This window comes from Amphritea atlantica, from assembly GCF_018860855.1.
Lineage (GTDB): Bacteria > Pseudomonadota > Gammaproteobacteria > Pseudomonadales > Balneatricaceae > Amphritea > Amphritea atlantica_A.
On sequence record NZ_JAHKQE010000044.1, the window covers coordinates 141,965 to 167,855 of the forward strand.

Annotated in this window: 24 protein-coding genes; 3 read left to right on the top strand and 21 right to left on the bottom strand. The window is 48.1% G+C overall.

Annotation, left to right across the window (positions count from 1 at the left end):
• Positions 1–738: an oxygen-insensitive NADPH nitroreductase gene (gene nfsA / locus KO512_RS18590; protein ID WP_215953811.1), complete on the top strand. Its 738-nt coding sequence runs from the start codon at positions 1–3 to the stop codon at positions 736–738.
• A gap of 79 nt (positions 739–817) precedes the next feature.
• Here nfsA and KO512_RS18595 read toward each other — a convergent pair whose 3' ends face one another.
• The 6 genes from KO512_RS18595 to KO512_RS18620 all read right to left on the bottom strand — a co-directional run bounded on the left by KO512_RS18595 (position 818) and on the right by KO512_RS18620 (position 10,204).
• Positions 818–3,904: an efflux RND transporter permease subunit gene (locus KO512_RS18595; RefSeq protein WP_215953812.1), complete on the bottom strand. Its 3,087-nt coding sequence runs from the start codon at positions 3,902–3,904 to the stop codon at positions 818–820.
• 3 nt (positions 3,905–3,907) lie between these two features.
• A complete protein-coding gene (locus KO512_RS18600; protein ID WP_215953813.1) occupies positions 3,908–5,008 on the bottom strand; it encodes an efflux RND transporter periplasmic adaptor subunit in 1,101 nt (366 codons plus the stop codon).
• Positions 5,009–5,010: 2 nt separating this feature from the next.
• The gene (locus KO512_RS18605) at positions 5,011–5,670 is read right to left on the bottom strand and encodes a TetR/AcrR family transcriptional regulator (RefSeq protein WP_215953814.1); all 660 of its coding nucleotides are present in this window, start codon (positions 5,668–5,670) and stop codon (positions 5,011–5,013) included.
• Positions 5,671–5,893: 223 nt separating this feature from the next.
• On the bottom strand, positions 5,894–8,347 hold the full coding sequence (locus KO512_RS18610; protein ID WP_215953815.1) for an EAL domain-containing protein: 2,454 nt from the start codon (positions 8,345–8,347) through the stop codon (positions 5,894–5,896).
• A 29-nt stretch (positions 8,348–8,376) separates the two neighbouring features.
• Complete coding sequence (locus KO512_RS18615; protein WP_215953816.1) at positions 8,377–9,243, bottom strand: PhnD/SsuA/transferrin family substrate-binding protein; 867 nt, start codon at positions 9,241–9,243, stop codon at positions 8,377–8,379.
• 517 nt (positions 9,244–9,760) lie between these two features.
• The gene (locus tag KO512_RS18620) at positions 9,761–10,204 is read right to left on the bottom strand and encodes a flavodoxin domain-containing protein (RefSeq protein WP_215953817.1); all 444 of its coding nucleotides are present in this window, start codon (positions 10,202–10,204) and stop codon (positions 9,761–9,763) included.
• Between the two features lie 165 nt (positions 10,205–10,369).
• Here KO512_RS18620 and KO512_RS18625 point away from each other — a divergent pair, with 165 nt between their 5' ends.
• A complete protein-coding gene (locus tag KO512_RS18625) occupies positions 10,370–10,699 on the top strand; it encodes a hypothetical protein (RefSeq protein WP_215953818.1) in 330 nt (109 codons plus the stop codon).
• Between the two features lie 66 nt (positions 10,700–10,765).
• Here KO512_RS18625 and KO512_RS18630 read toward each other — a convergent pair whose 3' ends face one another.
• The 9 genes from KO512_RS18630 to KO512_RS18670 form a co-directional block, all read right to left on the bottom strand.
• Positions 10,766–11,146, bottom strand: a complete 381-nt coding sequence (locus KO512_RS18630) for a c-type cytochrome (RefSeq protein WP_215953819.1) — start codon at positions 11,144–11,146, stop codon at positions 10,766–10,768.
• 168 nt (positions 11,147–11,314) lie between these two features.
• Complete coding sequence (locus KO512_RS18635; RefSeq protein WP_215953820.1) at positions 11,315–12,820, bottom strand: fumarate hydratase; 1,506 nt, start codon at positions 12,818–12,820, stop codon at positions 11,315–11,317.
• A 289-nt stretch (positions 12,821–13,109) separates the two neighbouring features.
• Positions 13,110–13,937 carry a prenyltransferase gene (locus KO512_RS18640; protein ID WP_215953821.1) on the bottom strand — a complete coding sequence of 276 codons (828 nt, stop codon included), beginning with the start codon at positions 13,935–13,937 and terminating at the stop codon, positions 13,110–13,112.
• 99 nt (positions 13,938–14,036) lie between these two features.
• Positions 14,037–15,398, bottom strand: a complete 1,362-nt coding sequence (gene trhP, locus KO512_RS18645; protein WP_215953822.1) for a prephenate-dependent tRNA uridine(34) hydroxylase TrhP — start codon at positions 15,396–15,398, stop codon at positions 14,037–14,039.
• A 37-nt stretch (positions 15,399–15,435) separates the two neighbouring features.
• Entirely contained in the window at positions 15,436–15,996 is a 561-nt protein-coding gene (gene thpR, locus KO512_RS18650) for an RNA 2',3'-cyclic phosphodiesterase (RefSeq protein ID WP_215953823.1), read from the bottom strand.
• Positions 15,997–16,299: 303 nt separating this feature from the next.
• On the bottom strand, positions 16,300–17,214 hold the full coding sequence (locus KO512_RS18655; RefSeq protein ID WP_215953824.1) for a hypothetical protein: 915 nt from the start codon (positions 17,212–17,214) through the stop codon (positions 16,300–16,302).
• A 137-nt stretch (positions 17,215–17,351) separates the two neighbouring features.
• Entirely contained in the window at positions 17,352–18,998 is a 1,647-nt protein-coding gene (groL, locus tag KO512_RS18660; RefSeq protein WP_215953825.1) for a chaperonin GroEL, read from the bottom strand.
• Between the two features lie 58 nt (positions 18,999–19,056).
• Positions 19,057–19,350 (bottom strand): co-chaperone GroES, encoded by a 294-nt coding sequence (locus KO512_RS18665; RefSeq protein WP_215953826.1) that lies wholly within the window; start codon positions 19,348–19,350, stop codon positions 19,057–19,059.
• Between the two features lie 142 nt (positions 19,351–19,492).
• Complete coding sequence (locus tag KO512_RS18670) at positions 19,493–19,975, bottom strand: FxsA family protein (protein WP_215953827.1); 483 nt, start codon at positions 19,973–19,975, stop codon at positions 19,493–19,495.
• 492 nt (positions 19,976–20,467) lie between these two features.
• On the opposite strand from KO512_RS18670, the gene KO512_RS18675 reads away from it, so the two are divergent.
• Entirely contained in the window at positions 20,468–21,229 is a 762-nt protein-coding gene (locus KO512_RS18675; protein ID WP_215953828.1) for an SDR family oxidoreductase, read from the top strand.
• 103 nt (positions 21,230–21,332) lie between these two features.
• Here KO512_RS18675 and KO512_RS18680 read toward each other — a convergent pair whose 3' ends face one another.
• Genes KO512_RS18680 through KO512_RS18705 form a run of 6 tightly spaced genes read right to left on the bottom strand, consistent with a single transcriptional unit; the run spans position 21,333 to position 25,881 of the window.
• Positions 21,333–21,785: an Sbal_3080 family lipoprotein gene (locus KO512_RS18680; RefSeq protein WP_215953829.1), complete on the bottom strand. Its 453-nt coding sequence runs from the start codon at positions 21,783–21,785 to the stop codon at positions 21,333–21,335.
• 41 nt (positions 21,786–21,826) lie between these two features.
• Positions 21,827–23,053, bottom strand: coding sequence for a beta-ketoacyl-ACP synthase (locus KO512_RS18685; protein WP_215953830.1), 1,227 nt, complete (start codon positions 23,051–23,053; stop codon positions 21,827–21,829).
• Positions 23,053–23,778, bottom strand: coding sequence for a 3-ketoacyl-ACP reductase FabG2 (locus tag KO512_RS18690; protein WP_215953831.1), 726 nt, complete (start codon positions 23,776–23,778; stop codon positions 23,053–23,055). The genes KO512_RS18685 and KO512_RS18690 overlap by 1 nt, the downstream gene beginning before the upstream one ends.
• Entirely contained in the window at positions 23,775–24,227 is a 453-nt protein-coding gene (locus KO512_RS18695) for an ApeP family dehydratase (RefSeq protein ID WP_215953832.1), read from the bottom strand. Before KO512_RS18695 ends, KO512_RS18690 begins: the two co-directional genes overlap by 4 nt.
• Complete coding sequence (locus KO512_RS18700; RefSeq protein ID WP_215953833.1) at positions 24,227–25,393, bottom strand: beta-ketoacyl-ACP synthase; 1,167 nt, start codon at positions 25,391–25,393, stop codon at positions 24,227–24,229. The genes KO512_RS18695 and KO512_RS18700 overlap by 1 nt, the downstream gene beginning before the upstream one ends.
• Complete coding sequence (locus KO512_RS18705; RefSeq protein WP_215953834.1) at positions 25,390–25,881, bottom strand: DUF3261 domain-containing protein; 492 nt, start codon at positions 25,879–25,881, stop codon at positions 25,390–25,392. Before KO512_RS18705 ends, KO512_RS18700 begins: the two co-directional genes overlap by 4 nt.
• Between the last annotated feature and the right edge of the window lie 10 nt (positions 25,882–25,891).

Below are 25,891 nucleotides of genomic sequence, written 5' to 3' on the forward strand. Positions count from 1 at the left end.
ATGAACGCCGTTATCGAACTATTAAACAGTCACCGATCAATCCGCAAATTTACCGATCAGCCTATTCCACAGGACACTCTGAACACCCTGATACAAGCCGGACAAGCGGCTGCTACGTCCAGCTTCATTCAGGCCTGCACCGTTATTCAGGTCAATGATCAGGACAAGCGTAACCAACTGGTGGAGTGCTCTGGCGGTCAAGCTTATATCAGTCAGGCACCGGTCTTTCTGGTTTTCTGTGCCGATATGCAGCGACTGAAACTCGCCTGTGATATGAATGATGCCGACATCAACTCAGGCTTCACTGAGCAGTTTATTACCGCCACTGTTGATGTTGGCCTATTTGCGCAAAACGTGACCGTTGCAGCGGAATCCCTTGGTCTCGGCATCTGCTATATCGGCGGTATTCGCAACCAGATCGCCCGCGTCTCAGAACTGCTCGACCTGCCTGAGCTGGTTTATCCGGTATTTGGCCTTTGCCTCGGTCATCCTGACCAGAACCCAGAAGTTAAACCGCGCCTGCCGGTTGATGTCGTGCTCAAACAAGATAGCTATAACGACAACGGCAATCAGGAAACCATCGCCGATTACGACAAATCAGTGCGCGAATATTACCAAACCCGCACCGGTGGCAATAAAGAGATGACGTGGAGCGAACAGATGTCCGGCATGCTGGTTAAAGAAGCACGGCCACACATGCTCGCATTCCTGAAAGAAAAAGGCTTTTTGCTGAAATAATCACGGCGTAAAAACCTTCACTAAAGCGGCCAGTCGTTAACTACGACTGTGCCGCTCGTTAACCGCTCGCACCACCCTTCTAATCCCGCTTTTTAAACAATCTTCGCTCACCTAACACCAGCAAGCAGGGCGTTAAGAACAACGTCAGTATAGTGGCAAACGACAACCCACCGGCAATCGCACTGGCGAGCTGAGTCCACCACTGGGTTGATGGCGCACCAAAACTGATATCCCGATTCAGCAGGTCGATATTCATCGACAACACCATCGGCAGCAAACCAAGCACCGTGGTGATAGCCGTCAGCATGACTGGACGTAAACGCAAGCTACCGGTTTGCAACGCCGCATCATAAGGCGAGCGTCCCTGCTTACGTAGGTCGTTATAGCAGTCGATCAGCACGATATTATTATTCACAACAATACCGGCTAAGGCGATGATGCCCACGCCCACCATAACAACCCCAAATGTTTGCCCCGCCACCATCAAACCGATCAACACCCCGGCGGTAGAAAAAACGATGGCAGATAACACTAACCCGGCTTGGTATAAGCTGTTGAATTGAGTGACCAGTATCAAGGCCATCAAAAACAGCGCGGTACCAAACGCACTGACCAAAAAGTCACCGGTCTCTTTCTGCTGTTCATCTTCACCTTTAAAGGTTAAACGCACCTGAGGATCAAAGGTATGCTGGGCGAAACGTTTTTGCATCGCGACCACTAGATCATTAACCAGATAGCCATCTTGCGCATCCGCCTGAATAGTAATCACTCGGCGGCTATCGACCCGTTTCAACATCCCTGTTTTTGGTGCAGGCTCAAGCGCAATAAAGTTAGACATCGGCACCATGCCAAAACTGGTGCTCAGTTGCATCTGTCTCAACTGATCAATATTGCGCTTATCTTCAGGAAAACGGATCATGATATCCACCTCATCGTCAGAGGTGTCGGGGCGGTAATCCGTGACTTTAATACCGTTAGTAATCAAACGAACCGCCTGCCCGACAAGGGCAATGCTAGCACCATAACGACCGGCTTCTTCCCGATCAACGAGAATCCGCCACTCAATCCCCGGCAATGGCCGATCATCTTCTGCTCCGGAAAAGCCGCCCATCTCCGTCATCATCTGACGAATATCCGCGACCGTTTGGTAGAGCACTTCGCTGTCATAACCACTGACCAATAGCTTAATCGGCTTACCCGAATTCGGGCCACTTTCTGCTTTGCGCGTTTCGACCTTAATACCCGGCAGATCCGCCGTTCGCTTATGTAACAGAGCCAAAATCTCAGACGCTTTTGGCCGCTTATCCCAATCATCTAACTGAAACTGAATCACCCCAATAACATCTTCAGCGGTATCATTAGCGGCCTGATTAAAGCTGCGGGCATAAATCGACTTAAGACCGGGAACATCCATCACTCGGGCTTCGACCTGCTTTAACAGTGCATCTTTTTCATAGATGGATAAATCGCCCCGCGCATGTAAATTAATCAACACCATTTCAGGCTCAACATCAGGGAAAAACTCCACCCCTTTGCCAAACACGGCATAGGCGACATAGCTGCTGCCGAGCGCCATCAAGACCACCAGCAGCACCGTAATTGGATAGTGCAGCAGCTTAGCCATCAATCGTGTATAAACACGGTTCACGGGAGTTTGCGGCAGTTCGTATTCATCACTGGCAATAGTGCCCGCCTGTTTGCGTACACTGATGGCGCCGAGCACCGGAAGAAAAATCAATGCCATAAAGAGGGATGCCGTGAGACACACCACCACGGTCGCCGGTAAGTATTTCATAAACTCACCGATCACCCCCGGCCAAAACATCAACGGCATGAATACCACCAGCGTGGTTGCCGTCCCGGCAATTACCGGCCATGCCATCCGCGATGCCGCATAACGAAAAGACTCTCGGGCACTCAACCCATGACTCATGCGACGCTCGGCCAATTCGGCAACGACAATAGCGCCATCGACCAACATACCAACCACCAGAATCAGGCTGAATAACACCACGATATTAAGCGTAAAACCGATCAAATTCAGCACCATCATACTGGCCAGAAAGGAGCCTGGAATCGCCAACCCCACCAGCAATGAGGTGCGCAGCCCCATCACCGCTAAGACCACGATCATAACCAACACAATGCCACTTAAGACATTATTCATCAGATCTCTCAGCATGGTGCGTGTCTGAGTGGATTGATCCAAAATATAGGAATACTGCAAACCCTGCGGCCAAAACTGGCTCCGCTCTGCCACAATCGCCTGCACCGATTCGATTGTTTCGATAATATTGGCACCGACTTTTTTCTTAACTTCTAGCACCATGGCATCACCGCCACCCACGCGAGCAAAGCCTTCAGGGTCTTTATAGGTTTTACGGATAGTGGCCACATCGCCAACCGTCACAACGGTGCCAGCGTCTGACTTTATCGGCATATTGAGCATATCGTCCAAATCGGAGACCACCCCCGGCACCTTCAATACTTGCCGGCCACTGCCCGTATCAACCGCACCCGCGGCGACCAACTGGTTATTCTGAGCCACAACGTTCAGTACCGTTTCAAAGTTCAGCTGATAGCTTTCGAGCAACTGAGGCTCAATCAGAATCTCCATTAACTCTTCACGCTCGCCGCCAATATCGACTTCAAGCACCCCTGCAACCCCTTCAATTTCATCTTTCAGGTCTTTAGCAACTTTAAGTTTTAGACGCTCAGAAACGGGGCCAGAAATAGCAATATTCAGCACCGGAAACAGCGCGACGTTAACCTCATGAATTTGCGGTTCATCGGCACCGGAAGGTAACTTACCCTTGGCAATATCGACTTTTTCACGCACATCCTGCAGTGCCGTATCACTATCGAACCCGGCATCAAACTCAAGGGTAACGGAAGCATGCCCTTCGGAGCCGACCGAACGCATCTCTTTAATGCCCTCGATCGATTTCAGTTCTTTCTCCATCGGCCGCACCAACAAGCGCACCGCATCATCCGGCGAAATGCCTTCATAACCAATAGAGACATAAATAATAGGAATAGCGACATCGGGCTCGGCTTCTTTAGGGATGCTCTGAAACGCGGCCAGCCCACCAATAAGGAAGAACAGCAGAATAAGAATAGTGGTGCGACTACGGTCTATCGCTGCGGCGATCAAAGCGGCAATCATTGATCAACCCTCCTGCGTCGGCGCTGTATTGGCAGATGTCGGCACCAATTCAGTATCGCTAACCGGTTCAACCTCTTCCCCGACGGCAACGAAGTCTTGCCCGATGGTGATAATACGCACCTCATTATCTAAGCCACTCAGCCAGAAGCCTTCCGTATCGGTGCGGATAATCTCGACCGGCACGATAACGACTCGATTATTATCATCAACCAACTTTACTTGCAGATTACCCGCAGCATCTAATCCTAAGACCGAACCGGGTAACAGGTGACCGAGCGCTTCACCAGCAGGCAGTTGCAAACTTGCCGACAAACCAATAATGCGCTGGTGCGATGGGTTCGGAATTTGCACTTCAACCCGGTAACTACGGGTAACGGCATCGGCAACAGGCGCAATAAAACTTAACGTGCCAGTCATCTCCTGACCATTACTCAGAACTATCTGAACTGTTTGATTTTCGACCAAACGCCCGACACTATGCTGCGGTACTTGGGCGGTCACTTTAACCGTGCCATCGTCAACCAACTCGCCCAGTACATCACCGACTTTCATATAGTCCCCGAGCTCAACCATGCGCTTATTTAGCACCCCCGCAAAAGGGGCCTCGAGGCGTGTCCCCTGAGACTCATAACGTGCTTTTGCCAGCTGCGCTTCGGCTGCCTGCACCGCGGCCTCATCGGCAAACAGTTTACTCTCTGATTGTAAGCCGCGGGTTTTCAACTGGCGACTAGCGGCCAAATCACTCTTACGCTGTGCTAATACCGCTTTGGCTTCGGCCAACTGAGCGGTACGATAATCAGCCGATAATTGCATCAGCTGATCCCCGGCCTTTACGCGTTGTCCCTCATCGACCATCAGTGCCGCAACTCGGCCATCGACCTCGACTTTAAGTTCAATCGTCCGATTCGCCTCGACATGGCCTTGCACCAAAACGAACTGTTGCACTCGACTCGCGCTCGAATGTTCAACTTTAACCTTCATCAACGACTTATCTTGGTCTGATGGCGCTTGTACCACAGGCTCTGCTTCTTTTTGCATACCCGATGCCATCCAAACAGCTATCACGATAGCAACAATAACGGCCATTAAGACTGATTTATTCATCTTCATTTCTGCTCACCGATCGGCTGACGGATAAGGGCGGCGATCATGTAATCAACCACATATTTCATATAGATATTTTGCTGCTCTCTGGTCTGTACCGACGGCTGATAACAACCGCTATCTTCTTGTAGCATGATCATGGCGCCCTCAAACGTCGCTTTCATACCCGCCATCATGACATCGAGTGGCATATCTGGATTAACATCGCCCTCGGCAATGCCTTGCTTAATCGCTTGGCCAAAGGCTGCGGTAAAGTGTTGCTCATTCTCAATGAGTTGTTGTTGATAAGTACGGCTAAGACGTTCACGAAACGCATTCTGAATAAAATGCACGTGCATACGCTGCTCAGCAATATTATCCCGATGATGCTCAAATGCGTATATCAGCATACGACGCACCTGTTGCACCCCCGTTAAGCTTTTATCCGCCGCTATCTGTTGAAAGTGCATCAATATGCGTTGGTAATTATCCAATAATAACCGGGCGTAGATGTCATCTTTACAGCCAAAGTGCTTGTAAACGGTGCCTTTACCAATCCCCGTATGCCGTGCAATTTTATCGACACTGAGGGTTTCCCACTGCTCACCCAATAATAACGCCAGCGTTGCATCGAGAATATCCTGTTCACGGCGCGCAAACTCTCTCGCTTTACGATCATTCATACGCTTTACACATCTATAGACAGAACTAATAGTCAGATTATGACCGATAGTCACAAAACATAATAGGCGTGTTATTAGGCTTTTATTGCTTATGTTTGACGGCTAAAACAGCCCTAAACAACGAGGAAATCGACGTAAAAAATAGGAGGTAATATGAAAGATTTGCACCAAACAACGCCCGATACTCAAAGCGATCACCGATAAAGCGTTAATCACAACAACCCTATTCCAGAGGGGCCGGTCTAGAAATGCAGTAACCCTGCGCGAAATCGACGCCCATCTCTCTTAGATGTTCGAGTATTTCGTCGTTCTCAACAAACTCGGCAATAGTACGCTTACCCATAACATGACCCACTTCGTGGATCGATGCCACCATGGTGCGGCTGGTCTTATCGTGGACGATATCTTTGACAAACATGCCATCAATTTTCAGATAATCGACCGGCAGGATTTTCAAATAGCCAAAGGAAGACATGCCACTACCAAAATCATCCAAGGCGAACAGACATCCCTTCTGCTTGAGCCGCTGGATAAAGTTGAGCGCCAACGCTAAGTTCGACACCGCAGCGGTTTCTGTAAGTTCAAAACAGAACTTACTGGCATCAATTTCGGGCGAATCAAGCTGCGCTTCGATGTAGCGAAGTAATGCATCATCCGACAGCGATTTACCCGATAGATTGATGTTGCACAGCACTAAGGCCTTCATTTTTTCTGGATTGCGCCTAAACCAGTCCATCGTGTGACTCACAACCCAATGATCGACCTTAGGCATCAGCCCATAGCGCTCGGCAGCGGGAATAAAGGCACAAGGAAGCACCACGCTACCATCGGGTTCAATCAGGCGAACCAAGATTTCGATATGGTTTTCACTACTACCTCCCTCTTGCAACGGTAAGATGGTTTGCTGATATAACACGAACCGGTCTTCAGCTAGCGCCGCATTTACTTTACCCAACCAGTTCATCTCACCTTGGCGACCGATCACCTGGTCATCTTTATAGGTGTACACATGATATCGATTCCGGCCTAGTTCCTTCGCCGAATAACAGGCTTCATCAGCCTGTTCAAGCAGGCGCTCAGCATCGGCCGATGTCGGAGTGATTGCCACTATGCCGATACTCGTACCGATGGAAAAGCCAATACCATTCCAAACAAACCTGAAGCGCTCGACCGATCGACGGATCGATTCCGCAATCTCGATACCGAACGACAGCGGACACTCGTTGAGCAAAATACCAAATTCGTCACCGCCAAGCCGAGCAAAAATATCTCCCCGACGAAGCTCGTTGCCGATAAGCTGTGACAACTGCTGCAATAATGCGTCTCCGGCCGCATGACCACAGGTATCATTCACAATTTTAAATTGATCAAGGTCGATATATAACAGCGTATGCTGCTGATCCTTGTGACGCAGGTCTTCCCGATACTGAAACAGTTGCCGATCAAACTCTTTACGATTGATCAGATCCGTCAGACTATCGTGAGCGGCTTGATATTGCAGCTCCCGGGTCATATTTCGGGACGCGGTCACATCATGAAATATCATCACCGCTCCGATGATCTCGCCACTGCGACTACGAATAGGAGAACCGGCCTTATCGATTGCTGATTCCTGCCCGTTCCTGCCGATAAGTAGTGGGTGACTCTCAGGCACGACGGTGTCAATGCCGTCTAAACAGTTACGAATAGTACAGGGTAAAGGCTCTCGGCTAACTTCATCAATCAACCTAAAGACCCTAGCGATAGGCTGACCACAGGCTTCGTTGCTACTCCAGCCAGTTAAGCGCTCACTTACCGGGTTGAGATACTGCACATTGCCATCAACATCGGTGGAGATAACACCATCGCCGATAGAGTGCAGGGTAACTTCGGCAGCTTCTTTAGCCTCGAATAACTCTTCCCGAGCAGACTCAAGTTCCGCTTCCCGCAGCCTCTGCAGCACCAGCGCGTCCGTAAGGTCATTGACCGCATTACTCAGCAACGACAGTTCACGTGAACTGTGGATATCGATACGGCTTTTTAAATTACCTTTATTGAGGGCTAACAGGTGTTGATGAATTTTACCGATCGGGCGAACAGCAAAGAAATGGATCAACACAAGGATAATCAGGGTCAATATTAGCAGTGATGCAATCACCCAGTAACGCATCATATTAATATGTCGCATCACCTCATTATCGAGGCGCTCGGTGCTCCAATCGATTGATAAGACCCCGAACACTTCAGATTCAAAGCTTAACGTCTTGGAAAAGCTGACCAAGTTCTGATCCTCTCTGCCGGAACCTCTAGACAATGATGCCAGTAAAACCCCCTCTTCATTCATGATACGGATCGCATGAATATCGGGTTGGAGCCGAGCGGTTTCGTTAACAATACTGCGAAGTTGCGGAATATCTTCGCTAATAACCGGCTCTAAAGCCGCGGCCGTCAGTAACAGAAAGGTATCTTCGCTGGTTTTGCGTAGACTTGCTGAATAATCTGCCTGAAGCTGTAGGCGCATTAGTTCACCGGCGACCATCACCACGATAATCAACGCCAGCAACAGCGAAAGCATGATTTTGATCCATAGCGGCGGCCGTTTAAGAAAGATCGTCACTTTCTCTAGCATGCTTTGAGGTTGCAACCTTTGCGTAGCAACAGCAATCTTCTGCTGAGACTTAGCCTCTAAAAGATTCATGCTAATAGCCCGTTCGCAGGGAAATAAGGCTACTCAAAAAACTGTGGATTTTGGTCAATAGCTCTCCTTATAATCGCATAGTCGTTATCACTTCCTTCAACAAAACCATCTTTTTGTAGCGCTTCGAGCGCCATAGGGTCTGTTATTTCAAGCAAGCACTCCTTGAGCGCAGACACTATTTGCTCATCAAGTCCCGCACGCGCTATCCAAGGTTTAGTCACATTGTTAAAGGTGGCTAAAACCCGTAATGCGGCACCGTTATCGACTAAGCGCTTATAGGTACTTTGCTTCAGCGCTCCCGCATCAAACTGCCCTGATGCGACCGCTGCGCCAACTTTATCGTGCCGCCCGAGATACTCGTAATAGGCAAGATCACCCGCCCGCAGCTGCTGCTCAAATAGATGCTGTTGTGCCAAATAGCGACCAATGGTGGATCGTTCATCGCCAAAAGCAAAACGCTTGCCTTTTAGATCGGCGATATCGCTGACCGAGCTATTCGTCCCGACAGCAATCACGCCACTAAAAAGCTTTTGCCCATTTTTTGCTTCAAGTGCGAGAATATGGATATCCGGTTGTAGACTCTTTGCTTTGATATAGGAAGCGGGACCTAGACGCGAAAAATCAACTTTCCCTGTACTAATATCATCGATACCACCCGCGTAGGTACTGGCGACTTGCAGTTTAATTTTCACCGGCTCTCCGAGCGACTTCGCCACAGAGCGCTCCAACAGTTTAAGCAATGGTTTGAATGTCTTTACTACAACCGTCGGTTTATCTGCGGTATAAACACCGAAACTCAATTTGATCTCAGCAGAAGCCGTTGTGGACCAGCCTAATAGCCCAAGCAGCAGGCCTATACTCAAGCTCTTCAACATAGCCCGTTGGGGTTTATTCATCTCACACCTGTTCGGAGTAAAGTTTCCCTATACCTGCACCACAATCACATTCATAAACGACGAATATTAGAGAAGAGAATATTAACGAGGGAACCACTTAAACTTAGGTCAATACAATGCCAGTGCAATTTCTGCCCATTCATCAGCAGCGCAAATACTCGCCTTCTGCCTATACCATATGTCTTTATTCCCAACCCCGCCATGACGGCAGCGGCCTAACAGAGTATTAAAGCCCTATTATTGAGGCGAATTTATTGTTTAATAGAAGAGTGAAATACAATACAAGCGCTATCGCGTGATCAATATTCAACCACTTTTCTTTTTAAAAATAGATACAAAACAACGTCTTGATAAATGATAGCGGGGAAAGGTTAAACACATTCGGGAAGGGATTTTATCTTCAGTCACAACGCAAAAAACTTACTACTTAAAATGGTGTATTGGTGATCAGAAAAAAGTGCAAGCTAGACTTAAAGCCATCAGACGGTATTTATCTAGCCTGCTTATTCAATATCGGTTAGAGTTTTTTCGACCATTGATCGATCCAGCTAGCTGCCGCTTCATCCGGATCAGGGGTTTCACAACTATCAATAAACAACGCCTGACCAACCGATTTCGCTCCTAGGTCATGCATCAGTTCATTCATCTGCTTACCGCCTTCAGCAAAGGTTTCATAGGAGCTATCACCGAGTGCGATCAAGCCAAAGCGCACCGCAGAAAAGTCAGGCTTGCGGCTGCTCAAATCATCATAGAGTGGCTGTAGATTAACGGGTACTTCGCCCTGTCCAATTGTCGCCGTGCAGATAAGAATCACATCGGGATTATTAGTAACCTGCTCATAGGTCGGCTCATTCAATAATGTTGCCTGATGGCCAAGCCGCTTTAATTGATCAGTACAATCGTCTGCTATCAGGCTCGCATTACCATATGTTGAACCCACTACCACCCGAATCTCGGCCATTTTTTCCTCTCTATTAATTCAAACATTCAGTTTAAAGTCATAATGCCGCTATATAGTAATGAAAACCAACTGCCGGTAATACGTTGATTTTTTTGAATTCAGCATTTACCCAACTATTTCTGTCAACTATCTTACATAGGACAGTATTAAAAGGGGAACAAGACCATGCCAAACAACCATGTGGCCCATCTTCTGAACACACTGGAAGAACAATCAACCGAAAAACGCAAATTGGTGGATTGTAATTTTGCGATCAATGAAGAGGACAAACTCAAAGTACAGGCATTAGCTGAGCTGTTTCACCTATCTGAAGAAGAACTGGTTGCGGAGCTACTGCATACCGTTTTACTGGATGTCGAAGAAAAAATGCCGTACCGAGCAGGTACTAAAATCATACGAGTTGAAGAAGGCGATCCCGTTTACGAAGACATTGGCCCAATGCCTCGTTATATGGCGATCAAAAGCCGCCTCAGCAAAACCACCAAGTGCGCCTAACCATTACCGATAAGCGTCAATTGAGGGGGTTAAAAACAGCGGGAATCGCTCCCGCTGTACTGATGACTATAACGTCTTCAGGTAAGCGATCAGATAATCCTGTTCTGCTGGGTCGGTTATGGATACATGTCGCATCCGAGTGCCCGGCACCAACTTAGTATTATCGGCCACCCATTGGCGCAATTTATCTTCAGTCCAAGTGATACCAGACTTTTTCAGCCCTTCAGAATAGGCGAAACGAGGCAGTGAAGCTGCCTGCCTGCCGACCACACCGGTTAGACTCGGGCCAAAGGCATTTTTGCTGCTATCAGCAGAGTGACAAGCCTGACAGCGTTTAAAAACCTCTGCACCGGCAGCAGCCATTGCGGCTTCATCTGCCTGTACAGAAGAGACCATCACGCCAGCCATTGCGGCGGCAGATAGCAACTTGAGCATTACTTTCTTCATTTTCAGGTACTCTCATCGTAATTTATACGGGTCTGAAAAGTATACGATTGGAGAGTCCGTAATGACCTACTACTTGTGTGCCCTTTTTTCACGACTAACGGTCTACTTTACGACCTGTCGGACACAAAAAACGCGGCCGAAGCCGCGTTTCATCATGCAGATTAAAGATCAGACCTGTTCGGCGATGATCTTCTTCCACTTAGCAGGGCCCGTGTTGTGAACCGAAATACCGTTAGTGTCTACAGCGACAGTAACCGGCATATCTTTCACTTCGAACTCATAGATCGCTTCCATACCCATCTCTGGGAATGCTAACACCTTGGCACTGGTGATCGCTTTAGATACCAAATAAGCAGCACCACCCACGGCCATCAGATAAACCGCTTTGTTATCGCGGATAGCATCAATCGCCACCGGACCACGCTCGGATTTACCGATCATACCGAGCAGCCCCGTGCTTTCGATAATCTGACGGGTGAATTTATCCATCCGCGTCGCCGTTGTCGGCCCTGCAGGCCCAACAATTTCGTCACGTACAGGATCAACAGGTCCCACGTAATAGATAAAGCGACCTTTAAGATCAACCGGCAGAGTTTCACCCTTGTTAAGCATCTCAACCATACGCTTATGCGCCGCATCACGACCGGTCAGCATTTTACCGTTGAGCAGTACAGTTTCACCGGGCTCCCAGCTCAATACATCTTCAGGGGTGATGGTGTCCAGATCAACACGACGAGTATTTGAACCCACCTCAAAGGTCACTTCTGGCCACTGATCAAGGCTTGGTGGCGTAAGTACCGCAGGGCCATTACCGTTGAGTTTAAAATGCGTATGGCGAGTCGCTGCACAGTTCGGGATCATACACACCGGCAATGATGCCGCATGAGTTGGATAATCCATGATCTTCACATCCAATACGGTTGTCAGACCACCAAGCCCTTGAGCACCAATACCGAGGCCGTTAACCGCATCCATGATTTCCAGACGCAACTCTTCAACACGGTTTTGCGGACCACGTTCACGCAGCTCATGGATATCGATAGGATCCATCAGGGACTCTTTCGCCATCACCGCGGCTTTTTCAGCCGTACCACCAATACCAATACCCAACATACCCGGCGGACACCAGCCAGCGCCCATGGTTGGTACGGTTTTCACGATCCAATCAACAATGCTATCCGACGGATTCAACATCGCCATCTTAGATTTGTTTTCCGAGCCGCCACCCTTCGCTGCCACATGTACTTCAACTTCATCGCCTTCAACGATTTCGTAATGAATGACCGCTGGCGTGTTGTCTTTTGTGTTCTGACGCTTACCGGCAGGATCGGCCAGAATAGACGCACGCAATACGTTATCGGGGTTGGTATACGCACGACGAACACCTTCGTTAACCATATCGGTCACGTTCATCTGCGCGTCCCACGTCACATTCATACCGACCTTCAGGAACACAGTAACGATACCGGTATCTTGACAGATAGGACGTTTGCCTTCGGCACACATGCGAGAGTTAATCAGAATCTGAGCCATCGCGTCTTTTGCCGCGGGGTTCTCTTCCTTCAGGTAGGCTTCATGCACGCCCTGAATAAAATCGATCGGGTGATAGTAGGAGATAAACTGCAGCGAATCTGCAATGCTACTGATGAAATCGTCTTGGCGAATTACGCTCATTATTGACTCCGCAATTTCAGGCTCTTGTCTTGGCCGAGGGCTATCTGCGTAACCCTTAACCCTGTTGAGTAAAACTTATGATATAACACGAAACATAAGCTCTTTATTCGTTGTTCTAGCTATCGTTCGGTAAAACTGTGCACGCCGATCTGTAAACTTCTACATACCGCGCTATAAAGTTGCTGCGAAATTATACACTAATTTAACTGACAGGCATTGTCCGGCCTTAGTATTAAGCCTAGCGCACAGTTAGGCGAGAGGAGAAACAAACCCCAGACGGCTTAGCCGACTATAAGCTAAGGCAATAAAGCAGGCCGAACAGCATAAAAAATCGACCACTGGCGGGCGGCAACATTGCCCTGCCGATATCATCCTGTTGCTTTTTATAGAGTAGCCAGATCATCGGTACACTCGCCAACCACCAGAAACCCGATATAGCCCCAACACTCCAGAGCACAGCGGCGAGAACCACCACACTCACCAGTAACGCCAAATACAACATCCGCGCACGGCGCAGACCTAATCTCACGGTTAAAGTACGAATCCCTTCATCGCGATCACTGGTGACATCCCGAATCTCATTGGCCAGCAACAGCAGTGAACTGATCAGACTGACCGGCACCGAGCGCCAAAAGATCAGCCAATTGATCTCCCCGGCGAGAATATAGTAGCTGCCACACACCATCAGCACACCCATCAGCCAAAACACTAACACCACCGCCAATCCGCGGCGCTTAAAGTTAACCGGCTCAACCGTATAGCCCAGCGCTCCCGCTAAGCCAACCAAGAGCAACGCTAATAAGCCCAGCCCCGCATAACTGATCAGATAGATGCCTATCGCTGCCGCCGCCAGCAAACAGCCTAATCCTAGCCTAAAATTGCGCACGATCTTTGCGCGCACCACCCTATCCGTCAGGTACTGCAGATCAGCATGATCATTAATCAGGTTAACCGAGGCTTGCAGCAACAATGCCCCCAGTAGAATAAGAGAGGCCACCGGGTAGTTAAAGCCAGCTGTATCCGCCGCACTCACAATACCGACCAAACAAGTAATCAGTGCTACCGAAAAAGAAAAAGGCCGCAATGCCCGACCCAGTGAGTACTTATCGTATTTCATCAACCCCAACCGTACTCAAATAAACGATCATCAATGCTATAAAAAATAACGTAAAAAAAAGGTATCTTCGGATACCTTTTCATAATCAAATTTCACTCTTTACTGGCCATTTTCATGGGCAGGCGCATTCGGCAGATCCCGCATCAACAGCGCATATTCCAGATCAACGTCAACATCCAATGGTAAGCGCACTTTATGTCCAGAGCCCGGCGCGCAATCTCGCACCTCGCCCTTAAGGTTTTCCAAGTGTTCCAGTTTGAATTTGCGATTACCCGACGGCGTCATCAATTCCAGCGTGTCTCCCACCATAAAGCGGTTCTTCACTTCGATATCCAAGGTGCCCTTTTGCTTATCTTGGCCGATCACCTCACCAACAAACTGTTGATGCACACCGACAGAGTTGCCGGTTTCATAGTTCTGATATTCATCGTGCACATGGCGACGATAGAAACCTTCGGTATAACCTCGGTTCGCAAGGTTCTCTAAAGTATCCATCAAGCCCATATCAAACGGTCGGCCTGCGACTGCATCATCAATCGCCTTACGATAGGCCTGTGCGGTACGCGCCACATAATAATGGGACTTAGTCCGTCCTTCGATTTTAAGTGAGTGTATACCCATCTCTGTCAGCCTGTGGACATGCTGAATCGCCCGCAGATCTTTTGAGTTCATGATATAGGTGCCGTGCTCATCTTCAAACGCGGGCATAAACTCACCGGGGCGGGTTTCTTCCTGTAACAGATACATCTTGTTGGTCGGCTCGCCTTCACCCAACGCCGGCTGTGGCGCTTCGTTAGGGTCGAAACTCTGTACCGGAATCAAATCACCATTGTCGCCCTGAGTCGCTTCATGGGCGTCATATTTCCAACGACAGGAATTAGTACAGGTGCCTTGGTTTGGATCACGGTGATTGATATAACCGGATAACAAGCAACGGCCAGAATAGGCAATACAGAGTGAGCCGTGAACAAATACTTCCAATTCGATCTCGGGACACTTCTCACGAATCTCGGCGATCTCATCGAGGGACAATTCGCGGGACATAATAATCCGCTCAATGCCCGCCTGATGCCAAAACTTAACACTGGCCCAGTTCATGGTATTACTCTGCACCGACAGATGAATAGGCACATCCGGCCACTGCTCTTTCACCATCAAGATTAAACCAGGATCAGACATAATCAGCGCATCCGGCTCCATCTCTATCACTGGGCGCAGATCATCAATATAGGTCTTCAACTTACTGTTATGGGGCATAATGTTACTAGCCACATACAGTTTTTTACCCTGCGCGTGAGCGATATTAATCCCGTCACGTAGGTTATCCAGATTGAAATCATTATTGCGCACCCGCAGACTATAACGAGGCTGACCGGCATAGACCGCATCGGCACCGTAAGCAAAGGCGTACTTCATATTGCGCAGCGTTCCTGCTGGCGAGAGGAGTTCTGGTTTAAACATGATTCACTACGTTGATAATTTAGATTTTGCAGCTGGCTTAGGCCATATCCTGCAAGGGAATTTCAAACAGCGGTGTGTATATCGAACCGCGTTCGCCCGGCCTACTCTGAAACAGGATCACCGAATCAGCCAGACTGAAAAGATCCAGTGACGGCCATTCCGGTGGCGGTATGAACTTATTTTTAGCGGGTAATCGTCCTAAGGTGATATGAGGTTTAAAGTCTTCCTCTTCAAACTCGATACCCGCTTCCAAAGCGATCTCCATCATCGCCCGGTTAAGACTATTCAGCTCTTCATCTTCATGGCCCATGGCCGCAATCACCGATAATTGCTGGCTTACCGCATAATAGCCAGCCGTATCAATGTGCACCTGAAATGAACGAACATCAGATAACTTACGACGGGTAATGTTTTCCAACTGATCAATTTGCGCTAAGGAGATCTCTCCCAAGAAGCAAAGCGTCAAGTGATAGGATTCAGCATCCACCCAGTTTACTTCAATCTGCTTGTCATACTGACACAGGGTATCAGCGTAATCTGCCAACCATCGAGCCACAGAGCCCGGCAGGGCCAGCGCAAAAAATGCACGAATTTCCATTAAAGCGCTGTCTTCCTCGTAAAAAATGACTGACTATTTTGCCCGTCTCGCGAATGGATCGCAATCTCTAACCCGTATAAAAAAAGCCCTTTTTTTATACGGAGTGATAACACCATCCTTTGCGACACGAGTAATCCCTGTATTCATTGATCGGTTTAGCTAATACTAGGGTACGCTGAATCACCACCCCACGCCATTTTCGCTGAAAATATAGCCTCGCAACATAAAAACCTACGATCAACTTATTCCCTAACCGCTATCCCTACTCTTTAAATAAGCCTTTGATACGAGCACTAACACTCTCTACAGCTTTTCGACCTTAAGCTGTAAGTTATTCAGTTTCTGTCTTATTTGCAGTAATTCTTTATTCATCTGTAAACGAGAGCCATCAATCGCTTTCACTGCTTGCTCATTCACTCTGATGCGTCGTTCAAGCCCTGCAGCACTGCCTTGATCACTCTTCAACGCCTTCACCTGCTGAGCCAATGCAGCCATCTCTTTGCTCTGCTCCGCTTGTTGACGTTCAATCGATTCCGTCAGTATCTGAAACTCAGTACTCAACGCAGAAGCACTCTGCCTAACAGCGACAACCTGCTTACTATTGTCACTCTCTTTTGCTGTTGCGACTTTTAACTGCTTTTCTAACTGCGCCACATGGCTACTGACATCGCTCAGTGCTTTCGTTTGCGTATCAACTTGAGCTAGAGCGCCTTTTAACTGAGTTTCTAACTTAGCCAACTTGGGCGTGTTCTGTTGATGTGCAACCACCCACAACTTCGCAATTTCAGACTGAGACTTAGCCACATCGGCATTCAACTTAACAAACTGCTCTTGGTTTGTTACAGCCTGTTTTTCAACCTGACTCTGCAGTGTTTCACCGGTTTGAGCTGCGCTATTACCCGCGACCAAAAATAACTTTTGCAACTCAATGATTTTCTCATCAACCACAACCCGCTCCGCTTCAAGCGCCAGCAGCTGCTGATGTTGCAGAAAGCTCCAATAGGCTAAACCACCAACGGCCACCGCTAATAACAGAATAATCAGATAACTAAGCGCGTTACCGCCTGAGGACTTCTTCTGCGAATCAGCCTTGGCAGTAGGATGACCACTGTTAGCCGATGGCTCAGGCTGGGCATGCTCGCCAGGAGCATTAATATGTAATTCCCGTTCCGCCGGGCCAAAACTCGGAAGCTCCAGATCTTTATCCTGATCGCGCATGTGAAACTCTCTATAAGGCCATTATTTCAGTTCAGAAATGTCGATATTACACTATCTAAGCACTTTTTTGCCAAAAGAAAAGCCCCGTGCAGAACACGGGGCTTTCTTATAAGCGAGGCTTAATTAGGTGGGGAGGATCACATCATTCCGCCCATGCCACCCATACCGCCCATGCCGCCCATATCAGGCATACCAGCACCGCCTTCAGATGGCTCATCAGCGATCATCGCTTCAGTGGTAATCATCAGACCAGCAACCGATGCTGCAGCTTGCAGTGCAGAACGAGTTACTTTAGCTGGATCAAGAATACCCATCTCGATCATATCGCCGTATTCACCGGTAGCAGCATTGTAACCAAAGTTACCTGTACCTTTTTCACGAATGTTAGCAACGATAACTGAACCTTCTTCACCAGCGTTTCCAACGATCTGACGCAGTGGCGCTTCGAGAGCACGGAAAGCCAGCTCGATACCAACAGTCTGATCATGGTTGTCGCCTTGCAGCGTGCCAACATTGTCCATTGCGCGGATCAGTGCAACACCGCCCCCAGGTACAACGCCTTCTTCAACAGCAGCACGAGTCGCATGCAGCGCATCTTCAACACGCGCTTTCTTCTCTTTCATCTCAACTTCGGTAGCAGCACCGACTTTGATCACAGCAACACCGCCGGCCAATTTAGCCACACGCTCTTGCAGTTTTTCACGGTCGTAGTCAGAAGACGTTTCTTCCATCTGCGCACGGATTTGAGAAACACGCGCTTCGATACCGGCATGTTCACCAACACCGTCAACAACAGTCGTGCTTTCTTTAGTGATCGTAACGCGCTTAGCCTGACCCAGCTGCTCAAGCGTTGCAGTATCCAGACTCAGACCAACCTCTTCAGAGATCACAGTACCGCCAGTCAGGATAGCAATATCTTCCAGCATCGCTTTACGACGATCACCGAAACCAGGTGCTTTAACCGCAGCCACTTTAACGATACCGCGCATGTTGTTAACAACCAGTGTTGCCAACGCTTCGCCTTCAACATCTTCAGCAATAATCAGCAGCGGACGAGAAGTCTTAGCCACTTGCTCCAGAATTGGCAGCAGGTCACGGATGTTAGATACTTTTTTATCAACGATCAGCATGTATGGGCTTTCCAGCTCAACACTCATGCTTTCTTGGTTGTTGATGAAGTAAGGAGACAGGTAGCCACGATCGAACTGCATACCTTCAACAACGTCCAGTTCGTTTTCCAGACCTGAACCTTCTTCAACAGTAATGACACCCTCTTTACCAACTTTTTCCATCGCTTCCGCGATGATGTCACCCACGTGGGCATCAGAGTTAGCAGAGATAGTACCGACCTGAGCGATCGCTTTACCATCAGCACAAGGAACAGACATCAGTCGCAGCTGCTCAACAACCGCAGCGGATGCTTTATCGATGCCGCGTTTCAGATCCATTGGGTTCATGCCAGCAGCAACAGACTTCAGGCCTTCATTAACAATAGCCTGAGCCAGTACAGTTGCAGTGGTGGTGCCGTCACCGGCAACATCGTTGGCCTGGGAAGCAACTTCCTTAACCATCTGTGCGCCCATATTCTCGAACTTATCTTTCAGTTCGATCTCTTTCGCAACAGATACACCATCTTTAGTGACAGTAGGAGAGCCGAATGATTTGTCCAAAACAACGTTACGACCTTTTGGTCCCAATGTGGTTTTAACTGCATCAGCCAGAATGTTTACACCCGCTAGCATACGTACGCGAGCATCGTTACCAAACAGTACTTCTTTAGCCATTTTTAAAAATCCTGTGTCTAAAAAAATTCAATCAGAAATTCTTACCAGAAGCTTTAACTCAGCTTTCCAGTACACCGTAAATATCGCTTTCGTTCATGATCAGCAGCTCTTCACCGTCAACTTTAACGGTGTTAGAACCTGCGTACTGACCAAACAGCACAGTGTCGCCAACCTTAACATCCAGAGCCTGAACCTCGCCGGTACTGGTAATACGACCAGTCCCTACAGCAAGAACTTCACCCTGATTAGGCTTTTCAGCAGCAGAACCTGGCAGCACAATACCACTGGCAGTAGTTGCTTCTTCTTCTTTACGGCGAACAACCACACGGTCGTGAAGCGGACGAATTTTCATTGAATCTCTCTCCTGATCCGTTGATCAAAAAAAGTCAGTTTTGTTTTATAAAATGTAGCAACACAGCGTTGCTACAAATCCTTGGATGACACACTAAGTGGGGGCGCCGAAAGACATTTCAACACCCAGAGTGAAAATATTTTTAGTCTTCGCGACGAAAATCACCATCAATAATATCGCCAGACTTACCCGTATCCGAGTGATGCGACGGGTACTGACGATGATCCAGTGCATCGTCCACGTCAGGATTCTCTTGCCGATGCGACATCGCTACGATGGTAAAACGACTCATGGCCTGACGAGCAAGCCATTGACGAGTGAAGGGAATCAAACAAAAAAAGCCGATAACATCGGTAACAAACCCTGGTGTCAGTAATAAAGCACCACCCACCGCCAGCACGAGGCCTTCAACCATTTCGTTACCGGGTACCTGCCCAGCATTCATTCGCTCCTGCGCCCGAGCAAGAGTAGACAATCCCTGATAACGCAGCATATTCACCCCGATAAAGGCGGATAACAGCACCAGTCCAACGGTATACCAAGCCCCTATCGCTTGGCCGACATTAATCAGAACCGTTATCTCAATCACCGGAATTACAATAAAAAGCAGTAGAAGAAAGCGCATAATGCTCCAATCCTGTGTCTGCTAAAGGTAAGGTGAAGCAGTAGAAAGCCCATTGCGTCTACAAAAAGCTATCAATCTTACGCTTCACACCGCCTTAGGCAGTCCATCACAGATAAAAAAGACCCCAGCGATAATTTCAACCGGATGAGGCAATCAGAAAAAACACTGAACATTCAACATAGTTAGGGACTCTTGCTGTTTTTTCAACCCATAAAAACCAATCGCATTTGCAGCATTACGACTAAAAAACCATACAAAAACACTTGCAAAAGCGCATACTTTTACACCTAAGAAACTGACGCCTAACCAAAATGGGACATAAATTTGACATTATAAGCCATTGTTTATTAAAGACTTTAGACTTATCAAAGCTTATTCCAGTAGACTTTTTTGCAGAAGCGTTATAAGTTCTTATTCAAAGCATTTTGCATCGCACAAAAAGAGCCATAATAAAAAAGAAAATAAAATATAGAAGATAAGGTAGTAAAACTGATGGAACTGAAAGATAAAGTAATTGTTATTACCGGCGGCGGCCGCGGTTTAGGTCGCGCCATGGCACTGGAACTCGCAGAAAAAGGCGCGAAGTTAGCCCTCGCTGATCTTGATCAAGAAGGTCTTGATGAAACTATTGCTCTGTGCGCGGAGTTTGGTGTAGAAGCCCGTGGCTACATAGCTAATGTCTCTGACGAAGATTCTGTTGTTAAACTATTCAATGATGTAGCTGCTGATTTTGGCGCTTTGAATGGACTGGTTAACAACGCTGGTATTACCCGTGATGGTCTGTTTGTCAAAGTAAAAGAAGGCAAAGTTGTCAGCAAAATGAGTCTGGACAACTGGAACTTGGTCATGGATGTTAACTTGACCGGTACCTTCCTTTGCGGCCGTGAAGCTGCAATCAAGATGATTGAACTAGGCAACCAAGGTTGCATTATCAATATCTCGTCTATCTCACGCAGTGGTAACATGGGCCAGACCAACTACACGGCGACTAAAGCCGGTGTTCAGGCGATGGCCGTTACATGGTCAAAAGAACTGGCCCGTTATGGTATCCGTGCAGCCTCGATTGCTCCAGGCTTTATCGGTACCGAGATGGTGCTAAGCATGAAGCCAGAAGCGCTAGCAAAAGTCGAAGCGACTATCCCGGCTAAACGCCTAGGTAAGCCTCAAGAGATTGCCAACACCGTTGCCTTCATCCTGCAAAATGACTATGTAAATGGTCGTTGCATCGAAGTTGATGGCGCGCTACGTCTCTAATAGACTCCGTGTTCAGTGTTAACAAAAGCCAGCAGCAATGCTGGCTTTTTTCTTTTTATTAAAACTTAACAAACTATAACGATAGTGCTAAACGAACCTATTTTTAGCCGAACCTACTAAAAAAGATTGAGGCTGACTTAATCTGCATCAACTTATCGATAAGTTCTCGTATTTTAGGTTCTGAATCAATAAATTTACTCAAATTCACCCCTCCCCTTGATGAATCATACTCAGCCACACCATCAAGGCTTCCTCTATGAAATACTTTTATTTCTGCATATGACATGTATAAAGCTAAGTCCCACTTCCAATAAGCAACATAAGTAGACGTCCACTCACAAGACTCAGGTACAGCTCTTTGATTAATAATTCGATACGGAATGTCTTTACTTGTTAGTACAGATTCAAATTCATGTAAAAAACCAGCACGCACATCTGTATTCTCAATAATACAAAGTTCACTTCCATTGGTAAGTTCAGCAGGTTCCACACTCTGTGTAATAGAGCAGCCAGCAACAGTTAGCGCAAGTAAAGCAGTTGTTAATTCCTTAAACATTGTAATGTCCTAATAGTTTTAGAGTGACAGCTACGAAAATATTATTCCCAGCGTTTAAAAATGAGAGAGGTATTAATTCCGCCAAACGCAAAGTTATTGCTCATAACATAGTCGGTATGGATGCTTCGGCCTTCAGCCATTATGTAATCAAGGGTGGCACATTCAGGGTCTACATGGGTGAGGTTTGCCGTTGGACAAAACCAATCATCATTCATCATTTCAATGGCTGTCCAAGCTTCCAATGCACCACAGGCGCCCAAGGTATGCCCGGTATAACTCTTTAATGAACTAATCGGTGTCGTATCACTAAAGACGGCAGCGGTTGCATGGCTTTCGGCGACATCTCCACGATTGGTTGCGGTACCGTGGGCGCTGATATAACCGATATCGCTGGCAGATAGCTTAGCATCGCTGAGTGCCAACCGAATGGAGGTTTCCATTGTTTCAGCATTCGGCTGGGTTACATGCTGGCCATCCGAGTTTGTACCAAAACCTACCACCTCAGCATGAATATTGGCCCCCCGGTTCAAGGCATGTTCCAGCTCTTCAAGAATAAGAGCGCCACCACCCTCTCCGATCACGAGGCCATCACGGTCTTTATCAAACGGGCGAGGTGAATTTTCCGGCGTATCATTCGCAACGCTGGTCGCAAAAAGCGTATCAAAAACAGCCGCCTCGGTTGCACACAACCCTTCGCTGCCGCCCGCCACCATGACCTGCTGCAGCCCATGTTTAATCGCTTCATACGCGTACCCGATTCCCTGACTTCCTGATGTGCAGGCACTTGACGTGGTAATAACACGGCCACGAATACCAAAATAGACGCCAATATTAACTGGGGCAGTATGTGCCATCATTTTGACATAGGAGTTTGCATTTAAACCATCTGACGATTGGTTTATCAGCATTCTACCGAAATCGACAAAAGCATTTGTATCTCCGGCAGACGAACCAAACGCGACTCCGACTTGTCCCTGGCCCAACTCTGAAGAGCCCAACAAACCAGCATCAGTCAACGCTAACTCAGTACTGTAGACGCCAAATTGAGCAACCCGCCCCATACTTCGTAGATCTTTACGTTTATAGTGGGTGGGCATGGAAAAATCGGTAACTGGGCCCGCAAGACGAGTATTTAGGCCATCATAGATATCCCATTCATCCATTCTGACAATACCGGTTTTCAAGCCTTGTAGGTTTTCCTTAATTGTTTGCCAGTCATTCCCTACGGGAGAAAAACCCGCCATTCCCGTTACAACAACACGCTTCATCAATGCATCCCACCATTAACCGAAATCACCTGCCGAGTGATATACCCAGCATCTTCAGACATTAAAAAACTGACGGTACCCGCCACCTCGCTGATACTCCCAACCCGCTGCATTGGAATCATCTTCATCGCTTCATCCAACACCAGTTGCTCGGTCATTTCGGTTTCAATGAGGCCTGGGGCAACACAATTAACTGTGATTTTACGTTTTGCCAACTCAACCGCTAGGGCTTTGGTTGCACCGATAATACCAGCCTTTGCGGCACTGTAATTAACCTGACCACGATTGCCCATTTCACCAGACACCGACGACATCGTCACAATCCGGCCGGGCTTACGCCGTCGAATCATCGACATAATCACCGGATGAAGCACATTATAAAAACCATCTAGATTAGTTCTCAGCACCTCATCCCACTCATCCCCAGGAATCGCAGGAAAGGCATTATCTCGAGCAACACCAGCATTACAGACAACCCCGTAATAGCCTCCAAATGCCTCGGTATCCTGCTCGAGGATTTCCCGCGTTTGATCACGGTTAGCGATATCAAACTGCAACACTCTAACTTGTCGCCCTAACGCTCTAATGTGAGTTGCCACATCTTCGGCATCCTCACGCTGGGTTCGACAATGTAGCACAATATCGTAACCATCTTCAGCGAGTCGCAGAGCGATTCCCTTACCAATACCTCGGCTTGAACCTGTTACTAATACTGTGCCCTTCATTGATTCGCATCCTTTAAAAACTGTTCACCATCCTCAGGCTGAAACACATTCAAGCTCGCACTCGCGCTAACATCATTGCCTTGTAAAAAGCATTCAAATGCACTCAAGCCATTTTCAGCCTGCATATTCCTAATCACTTTCAGCGCTACTCGATCACCCAACAGAAAATAATCAGCACTACACCGATACTTACGGGTGCCCAATAAAAAACCCAACTTAGGCGCTTCGCCTTTAAGCCTTTCTTGTAGACCGGCAAAAGCACCAATAGCCTGAGCTAGGTATTCCAGACCAACCCATGCAGGCACCCCTCGGGAATCTGCAAACATACTGTCTGCATTGATGGCGACCTCTGCGCTCAGCCAATCATCCCCATAACCCGTTATCTCTGTTAACAGACTCATCCTCCCAGAATGGGGCACAAGATCAGCGACCTGATAGCCAGATTTCATCACAACCCTCTCAATATCAGCGATATATTATTGCCACCAAAAGCAAACGAATTACTCAACATATACACAGGCATCTCAGCAAAGCCTGCCTCTGTTACAAGATTGATCGGTGGTAACTCAGGATCGTAAACACCATCCCAATGATGCACTGGCATAAAACCTTCCTGCAGTGCCAGCCAACAGATTGCCGCTTCAAGTGCACCGGCCGCCCCCAACGTATGCCCAGTAAAAGGTTTAGTTGAACTGCAATGAACCGCGGCCCCAAACACCGCGGCGACAGCCCGCGACTCCATCTGATCGTTCAAGGCTGTCGCCGTACCGTGCAGATTGATATAACTAATCTCTTCTGCAGTAATATCCGCATCGGCCAATGCAGCCGACATGCAGCGTACAGCACCGCCACCTAAAGGATCAGGTGCAGAAATATGATGTGCATCCGAACTTTCACCAACTCCAACTAGCTCAACCCCCTGTGCCTCTGTTGTTACCAGAAATAGGGCGGCAGCTTCACCAATATTGATGCCATTTCGGTTGGCGCTAAACGGGGTACAGGGCTGATCACTCACCGCCTCTAGGGACGAAAAGCCCTGCACGGTCAAATGGCACAATGTATCAACACCACCAGCGATCACGGCATCACAAAGACCCGAGCGAAGTAGTCGTCGAGCAGACGCCAGTGCTTTACTACCGGATGAGCAGGCGGTCGATATACCAAAGATTGGCCCGCTCACATTCAATTGCTTTGCCACAAAAGCGGCGGTGGCCCCCATTTCCTGAAGTCCGTAATCATATTCATCTGGCACTTGGCCTGTCTGCGCCCGCAGACTAAGAAACGCTTCACTATCGCCAATACCCGATGTCGAAGTACCTATAACGACACCCACACGGTCCGCACCATAGCACTTAACCGCGGCGTCAATATCACTGCCAATCTGACGCAGAGCAGCTAAAGCAAAACGATTATTGCGACTCTGCCATTTCGCGTCACTAAATGAAACCTCTGGTAATACCCCCTCATACAAGCCGAGCGGAAGAGGTTGGCCAGGGCTGAACCGATCAGTGAACGTTAACTCAGGCAGACCTGATGTCAGGCGCTCACAAACCTGTGCAGGTGAATCACCCAAAGCACTGAGCATCGCCATTGAATTGAGGTAACATCGTTTCAAAGTTGCAATTCCTTCTGTTCTAAGGTCTCAATAAAGACCCTATATCCAGCCAACCGATTATCTATACTCACCTGCTGTCCCGTATACACGACATCCAGCCAAAGCTGACCGTTGTAGGTTAATTGCCGATGATCATCCGCTAATGCGACAGTCCAGCCCTGCTCAGAGCGATAACTACGCTGTAATGCATCATCCGGCCAAAGGGCAAACTGAATTAGCGCCAGTATATCGTTACCCGGCAACTCAATCGAGGGAGCCGCTCGCTGCACTAATTCCTGACCATCAAATTCAAGATAGAGCAGCTGCTGCCCCGTTGGCAGAAGCGCCACCAGTTGAGTCTGTGCATAGGTAAACCGACCGATTGCGATAAACTGCTGTTGCTGCCCTCTGCTGTCTAATGTCACCCGCTGCGTCAGTAATACTGAGGGCGGCCCATCGACGGGTTGAAGCAGTATCATCTCGGCTGAACGGTTGTTAGTACCGATCATACTGCACCCC

What these genes read in the sequence shown, in the direction of transcription:
- nfsA (WP_215953811.1), top strand. Translation starts at nt 1, where the DNA reads ATGAACGCCGTTATCGAACTATTAAACAGTCACCGATCAATCCGCAAA.
- KO512_RS18655 (WP_215953824.1), bottom strand. Translation starts at nt 17,214, where the DNA reads ATGCGCGATCAGGATAAAGATCTGGAGCTTCCGAGTTTTGGCCCGGCG.
- KO512_RS18685 (WP_215953830.1), bottom strand. Translation starts at nt 23,053, where the DNA reads ATGAAGCGTGTTGTTGTAACGGGAATGGCGGGTTTTTCTCCCGTAGGG.
- trhP (WP_215953822.1), bottom strand. Translation starts at nt 15,398, where the DNA reads ATGTTTAAACCAGAACTCCTCTCGCCAGCAGGAACGCTGCGCAATATG.
- KO512_RS18640 (WP_215953821.1), bottom strand. Translation starts at nt 13,937, where the DNA reads ATGAAATACGATAAGTACTCACTGGGTCGGGCATTGCGGCCTTTTTCT.
- KO512_RS18630 (WP_215953819.1), bottom strand. Translation starts at nt 11,146, where the DNA reads ATGAAGAAAGTAATGCTCAAGTTGCTATCTGCCGCCGCAATGGCTGGC.
- KO512_RS18600 (WP_215953813.1), bottom strand. Translation starts at nt 5,008, where the DNA reads ATGAATAAATCAGTCTTAATGGCCGTTATTGTTGCTATCGTGATAGCT.
- KO512_RS18665 (WP_215953826.1), bottom strand. Translation starts at nt 19,350, where the DNA reads ATGAAAATTCGTCCGCTTCACGACCGTGTGGTTGTTCGCCGTAAAGAA.
- KO512_RS18670 (WP_215953827.1), bottom strand. Translation starts at nt 19,975, where the DNA reads ATGCGCTTTCTTCTACTGCTTTTTATTGTAATTCCGGTGATTGAGATA.
- KO512_RS18615 (WP_215953816.1), bottom strand. Translation starts at nt 9,243, where the DNA reads ATGAATAAACCCCAACGGGCTATGTTGAAGAGCTTGAGTATAGGCCTG.
- KO512_RS18680 (WP_215953829.1), bottom strand. Translation starts at nt 21,785, where the DNA reads ATGTTTAAGGAATTAACAACTGCTTTACTTGCGCTAACTGTTGCTGGC.
- KO512_RS18620 (WP_215953817.1), bottom strand. Translation starts at nt 10,204, where the DNA reads ATGGCCGAGATTCGGGTGGTAGTGGGTTCAACATATGGTAATGCGAGC.
- thpR (WP_215953823.1), bottom strand. Translation starts at nt 15,996, where the DNA reads ATGGAAATTCGTGCATTTTTTGCGCTGGCCCTGCCGGGCTCTGTGGCT.
- KO512_RS18705 (WP_215953834.1), bottom strand. Translation starts at nt 25,881, where the DNA reads ATGATCGGTACTAACAACCGTTCAGCCGAGATGATACTGCTTCAACCC.
- KO512_RS18610 (WP_215953815.1), bottom strand. Translation starts at nt 8,347, where the DNA reads ATGAATCTTTTAGAGGCTAAGTCTCAGCAGAAGATTGCTGTTGCTACG.
- KO512_RS18635 (WP_215953820.1), bottom strand. Translation starts at nt 12,820, where the DNA reads ATGAGCGTAATTCGCCAAGACGATTTCATCAGTAGCATTGCAGATTCG.
- groL (WP_215953825.1), bottom strand. Translation starts at nt 18,998, where the DNA reads ATGGCTAAAGAAGTACTGTTTGGTAACGATGCTCGCGTACGTATGCTA.
- KO512_RS18690 (WP_215953831.1), bottom strand. Translation starts at nt 23,778, where the DNA reads ATGAAGGGCACAGTATTAGTAACAGGTTCAAGCCGAGGTATTGGTAAG.
- KO512_RS18675 (WP_215953828.1), top strand. Translation starts at nt 20,468, where the DNA reads ATGGAACTGAAAGATAAAGTAATTGTTATTACCGGCGGCGGCCGCGGT.
- KO512_RS18595 (WP_215953812.1), bottom strand. Translation starts at nt 3,904, where the DNA reads ATGATTGCCGCTTTGATCGCCGCAGCGATAGACCGTAGTCGCACCACT.
- KO512_RS18625 (WP_215953818.1), top strand. Translation starts at nt 10,370, where the DNA reads ATGCCAAACAACCATGTGGCCCATCTTCTGAACACACTGGAAGAACAA.
- KO512_RS18695 (WP_215953832.1), bottom strand. Translation starts at nt 24,227, where the DNA reads ATGAAATCTGGCTATCAGGTCGCTGATCTTGTGCCCCATTCTGGGAGG.
- KO512_RS18605 (WP_215953814.1), bottom strand. Translation starts at nt 5,670, where the DNA reads ATGAATGATCGTAAAGCGAGAGAGTTTGCGCGCCGTGAACAGGATATT.